The sequence below is a fragment of the Coleofasciculus sp. G3-WIS-01 genome (assembly GCF_040223135.1).
Classification (GTDB): Bacteria; Cyanobacteriota; Cyanobacteriia; order Cyanobacteriales; family Coleofasciculaceae; genus Coleofasciculus.
Map to the genome: position 1 here is coordinate 1 of NZ_JAVJZI010000269.1, position 5,351 is coordinate 5,351.

Here is a 5,351-nt window from a genome sequence, read left to right on the forward strand (position 1 = left end):
CAATCGTAGACACGATTACTATAGTGTCTCTAACTGGGAGCCGTTGGTTAAGGCTGATATCGAGCAACAATGCCGGGTATCAGCCAAGCGGTGAGCGTTAACGGTCATTGACCAAAAGTTACACCGTGGACTTATACCAAGGCAGAATTACTTATGGGTAGGTTTGTCTAGGTTTTTAGAAGCGGTAATGGACTATAGAAATTTTGTCTCCCAGCTCCCTCTGCTCCCCCAGCTCCCCCAGCTCCCCGAGCTCCCCCAGCTCCTGATAACTGATAACTGATAACTGATAACTCCCCCATCTTCCCCTGAATGCCACCCATTTTTCCAATCCTTCGTCAAAATGGGAAGCAGTAGATTTTATCAGTGTTGGGCGAAATAGGTTTCATGCTAAAGGTACAAAAATACAGACTTCCTGTGACAGTTGGGGCGGGACTGCTGCTTATTGCCATCTGTGGTTCCTCCTGGTTTGTCCTCAAACAAACGGGTGTTCTAGAAAAGTGGGGCAGTGAGTCCTCGAACACTCAACTCAGTTTAACCCAAAAGGATACTCAATCCCTGGTATTGCCCTTGGTATCCTTACCCCCCCAAGCTAGGGCGGCTCAACTGACTGACATCGCCACGGGGCGCCAATCCCTGGATCAATATCGCGCCCGCTATCTGCTAGCCTCGGATTTAATTGAACAAAAGCAGCCAGAGGCGGCACTTCAATGGTTAGAGGGATTAGACTCTAATTATCCTCAGTTGGCATCTCACATTGCCCTTAAACGCGCCCAAGCCTACGAAGCAATGGGTGATAAAGCCAATGCCCAAGAAGCTTGGCAAGGAATTCTACAGACTTATCCGAATGAACCCGTAGCAGCGCAAGCCCTCTATAGTTTAGGTCAATCGAATCCAGAGTATTGGAAAGTGGCGATCGCACAGTTTCCTACCCATCCCCGCACTCTAGATATTGCCCGCCAAAAACTGCAACAGAATCCTAAACAACTGGATTTACTCTTACTATTGGCGAAATCAGCACACGATGTTCCTGGTAGTGGGGGAATCCGCGATCGCTTGGTGGATCAGTATGCGTCTCAATTACAGCCCGAAGACTGGCAGGCAATTGCTTTTGGCTATTGGGAAACCCGATCATACACCAAAGCTGCCAAAGCATATACCAAAGCCCCGCCCACCCCCGAACATGCTTACCGAGTGGGGCGCGGGTATCACCTCAAAGGCAAACGCACGGAAGCGAAAGCCGCCTATCAAAAGCTGATCAGTGACTTTCCTGATGCCAAGGAAACAGGCTTAGGATTGCGACGTCTGGCGAGTTTATCACAGTCCCAAGAGGCAATTTCCTACCTGGATCAAGTGGTGGCTAAGTTTCCCGATGAAGCCCCAGAAGCCTTACTCAGCAAGGCAACAATCCTGGATGCTTTGGGGAGTTCTCAATCTGCCGCCCAAGCGCGTCAGTCGGTGTTAACTCAATATCCCAGTTCTAATGCGGCGGCGGAGTATCGTTGGCAAGTGGCTTCTCAGAAAGCCAAAGCCGGGAATTTAGCCGAAGCATGGCAATGGGCGCAACCGATTACCAAGGATAGTCCCGATAGCCCTATCGCCCCCGAAGCGGCGTTTTGGGTGGGCAGATGGGCAATGGAATTGGGGCGTCAAGACGAAGCTAAAGCCGCGTTTGAGCATGTTTTGGCACAGTATCCAGAATCCTATTATGCGTGGCGGTCTGCCCGATTTTTAGGGTGGGATGTGGGCGACTTTACCACTGTGCGCGATGTGAATCCAACGGTTGCGCTACCGAAAAGGCGATCGCGACTCCCGGCTGGCTCGGATACCTTAAAAGAATTACATCTATTGGGACAAAATCAGGATAGTTGGACCCTTTGGCAAGCCGAGTTTCAAAATCGACAGAAACCCACGGTTGCTGAACAGTTCACCGATGGCGTCATGCGTTTAGGCGTGGGTGATAACATCAATGGGATTAATCAAGTTTGGTTTTTGAGTCGGCGCGAAACCCCAGAAGAACGTCAACAATGGCAAGCACTGCGTGCTGAACCTGCTTACTGGCATACGCTTTTCCCATTACCATTTTTTGATTACGTTGTCAATTGGTCAGGTCAGCGCCAGCTTAATCCCTTATTGGTTACGGGTTTAATTCGCCAGGAATCTCGGTTTGAACCCCAAATCGGTTCCGTGGCGGGAGCCAGGGGTTTGATGCAAGTCATGCCGGGAACGGGTCAATGGATTGCTCAGAAAATTCAGCTTCAGGAATATGACCTGAATGATCCCAATGATAATGTTAAGTTGGGGACGTGGTATTTAGATCATACTCACCAAGAATATAATAACCATTCACTATTAGCTGTGGCGAGTTATAATGCAGGTCCTGGGAATGTGGCAAAGTGGATCAGGCAGTATGATTTTAGTGATCCAGATGCTTTCATTGAACAGATTCCCTTTGCGGAAACGAAGGGATATGTGGAGGCAGTTTTTGAGAATTATTGGAATTATTTGCGGCTGTATAATCCAGAGGTAAATCAGTTGTTACAAAAGTATTCCAAGAGCGAGCCAGGAATATCTCCCTAGTGTATGTAGAGACGTGCCATGGCACGTCTTGATGCCATGGCACGTCTTCCATGGCGCGTCTTGAGTGTTTCTAAATGTAGGGGCGGGTTTCACTATTATCGTTTCTTACCCCACCCAGATGCGACTAAACCCGCCCCGTTAAATTAACGCTTTCATCCCTCATACTTGGGTTAATTCAGTACATTAAATTGAATGTCACTGACTTAGGTCGGATTCCTAGGGGACAGTTTAGTTTAATATTAAAATAAAAATAATAAAGATCAATATCTGTTATGAATATTTTACCGCAAGACAAATTGGGAAAAATATTAATTATCGATGATTCCCCAGAAAAAGGCAAATGGATTACCAAGTATTTATCCAGTTATGGTTATAGTCTAATCCACGGCAAAACCTTTGAACAATCTCTATCTATTATTAATACTGCTCCTGATTCGCCACCCAACTTAATTCTGATAGCCATTAATCATCTAGAGGTTAACATTCATGAAAAAATCCAAAATCTGCAAAAAGCGCCCCAGCTAAAGGATGTGCCGATTATTGTCTCAATTACTCACAATAATATCAATGAATTAAACTCAATATTAGAATCCGGTGCTAATGATTATTTAATTGTTCCCTTTACCCAAGCCGAACTTTTATCCCGAATCCAGACTCAGCTCAATCTCCATAGATTTAAAGCAGAAAATGTACGCCTAAAGCAAGAAAATACCGACTTAAAAATCTTACTAGAGACATCAACAGAACACGGTGATTTTGTGTTTGAGCAGTTGCACGATCAAGCCGAAGAAGCCGTGCGTGAAAGCGAACATCGGCTAGCACAATTTTTGTCAGCGGTACCGGTTGGCGTGTTGGTGGTGGAGGCTAGCGGTAAGCTTTACTTTATGAATAAAAAAGCCAAGCAGATTTTGGCACAGGATTTAGATCCAAATATCCACACCGATCAGCTTTGTCACACCTATGAACTCTACTTAGCGGGTACTAATCAATTGTACCCTCTAGACCGCTTACCGATCGCGCGATCGCTCCAGGGGGAAACCGTAAGCGTTGACGACTTAGAAGTGCATCACTCTAATCATAAAATTCCCCTAGAAGTGCGGGCAATGCCCATCTATGATGAACAGGGAACGCTGCTGTATGGCATTAGCGTACTGCAAGATATTACCACCCGCAAACGCACCGAGAAAATTTTAACTGATTATAACCAAACCTTAGAACACGAAGTCCGCGATCGCACCCAAGAATTAGAAGCAAAAAATCAACAACTTCAGCAAGAAATTGAGGAACGCAAGTTGCTAGAGAAAAAATTGCGAACCTCTGAGGGAAAAATGCGGGCAGTATTTGAAGCAATGCCTGATATTATCCTGATTATTGATCCTCAAATAAATGATATCGAAGTCGCACCGACTCGACCAACTCGCGACATTGAAGGATCGGCACGCCTGATTCACCAAACTATTGAACAATTTCTCGATGGTGACAATGCCCAAATCTGGTTACAACAAATTCGCCAAGTTATCCAAACCCAAGAACCCATTCATTTTGATTACAGTTTAAACAATGGCGATCAAACGGTTTGGTTTACCGCCAGTATCGCCCCATTACCCAACAATTCAGTCATCTGGGTTGCCCGCAATATTACTGATCGCAAACGCACCCAAGTGGCATTGTATCAATCAGAAGAAAAGTTTGCCCGTGCTTTCCGTTCTAGTCCCAGCGCTATGACAATCACCCGATTAAGTGATGGCTGTCATATTGATGTTAATGATAGCTTCTGTCAGTTTACCGGATATTCTGCCACAGAAATTATCGGTCGTACCGCCCTCGATTTGCATCTCTGGGTGAATCTGAAAGACCGAAACCAAATGTTACAAGCAGTATCAGAAAATGGGATTATTCGCAACTATGAATTTGAGTTTCGTACCAAGTCGGGGGACATTTGCACCGCCTTACTCTCAGCCGAACGGATTACCCTAGATGATCAACCCTGTCTGATCGCCGTCAGCCAAGATATTAGCGATCGCAAACAGGCGGAATTTACCCTGCAACTCGCCAAAGAAACCGCTGAAAAGGCAAATCGTGCCAAAAGTCAATTCCTGTCCAATATGAGTCATGAATTACGAACTCCCCTCAATGCGATTATTGGGTTTGCTCAGTTGTTAGGGCGAGATTCTTCCCTAAGCCAAGAACAACGCCATCATATTGGCATTATTTGTCGCTCCGGTGAACATTTACTTAGCCTAATTAATAATGTGCTGCAACTGTCCAAAATTGAAGTAGGTCAGGTTAAACTCAATTGTTATAGTTTTGATCTATACGATTTACTTGATAGTCTAGAAGAAATGTTCAGATTGCCGACTCAAAATAAGGGATTGCAGTTATTATTTGACTATGACAATCTTCTACCTCGTTATGTGGAAACCGATGAAGGAAAGCTGCGTCAAATCTTAATTAACCTACTGGGGAACGCGATTAAATTTACCAGCCAGGGAGGTGTTACCCTGCGCGTTAAAGGAATCACCGAGGATCACAGAGGCATTCGTAGGGGCCGTAGGGGCGAAGCAATCGCGCCCAAAAATATAGGTTTTATTCTAAAACAAGAGCGCGAATGGTTCGCCCAATCCCCAAATCCCAATACCCCAACCCCCAAAACCAAAACCCAAAACCCAAAACCCAAAACCCCAAACACCAAAAAAACCGATTTGTAAATTTAGATACAAGTGCCGGGTTTTAACCCCAGGAGAATTTAAATAGAAGATAAAAGTGAGGGTATT

3 protein-coding genes are annotated in these 5,351 nt (G+C 45.4%); all 3 read left to right on the top strand.

Annotation, left to right across the window (positions count from 1 at the left end):
- The first annotated feature begins 384 nt into the window (after nucleotides 1-384).
- The 3 genes from RIM23_RS28595 (at nucleotide 385) to RIM23_RS28605 (ending at nucleotide 5,285) form a co-directional block, all read left to right on the top strand.
- Nucleotides 385-2,577 carry a lytic transglycosylase domain-containing protein gene (locus RIM23_RS28595; protein WP_446371593.1) on the top strand — a complete coding sequence of 731 codons (2,193 nt, stop codon included), beginning with the start codon at nucleotides 385-387 and terminating at the stop codon, nucleotides 2,575-2,577.
- Nucleotides 2,578-2,595: 18 nt separating this feature from the next.
- Entirely contained in the window at nucleotides 2,596-2,724 is a 129-nt protein-coding gene (locus RIM23_RS28600) for a hypothetical protein (protein ID WP_446371595.1), read from the top strand.
- 125 nt (nucleotides 2,725-2,849) lie between these two features.
- The gene (locus RIM23_RS28605; protein WP_446371597.1) at nucleotides 2,850-5,285 is read left to right on the top strand and encodes a PAS domain S-box protein; all 2,436 of its coding nucleotides are present in this window, start codon (nucleotides 2,850-2,852) and stop codon (nucleotides 5,283-5,285) included.
- The last annotated feature ends 66 nt before the right edge of the window (nucleotides 5,286-5,351 follow it).

Coding starts and splice junctions, on each gene's coding strand:
- RIM23_RS28595 (WP_446371593.1), top strand. CDS start 385: ATGCTAAAGGTACAAAAATACAGACTTCCTGTGACAGTTGGGGCGGGA.
- RIM23_RS28600 (WP_446371595.1), top strand. CDS start 2,596: ATGGCACGTCTTGATGCCATGGCACGTCTTCCATGGCGCGTCTTGAGT.
- RIM23_RS28605 (WP_446371597.1), top strand. CDS start 2,850: ATGAATATTTTACCGCAAGACAAATTGGGAAAAATATTAATTATCGAT.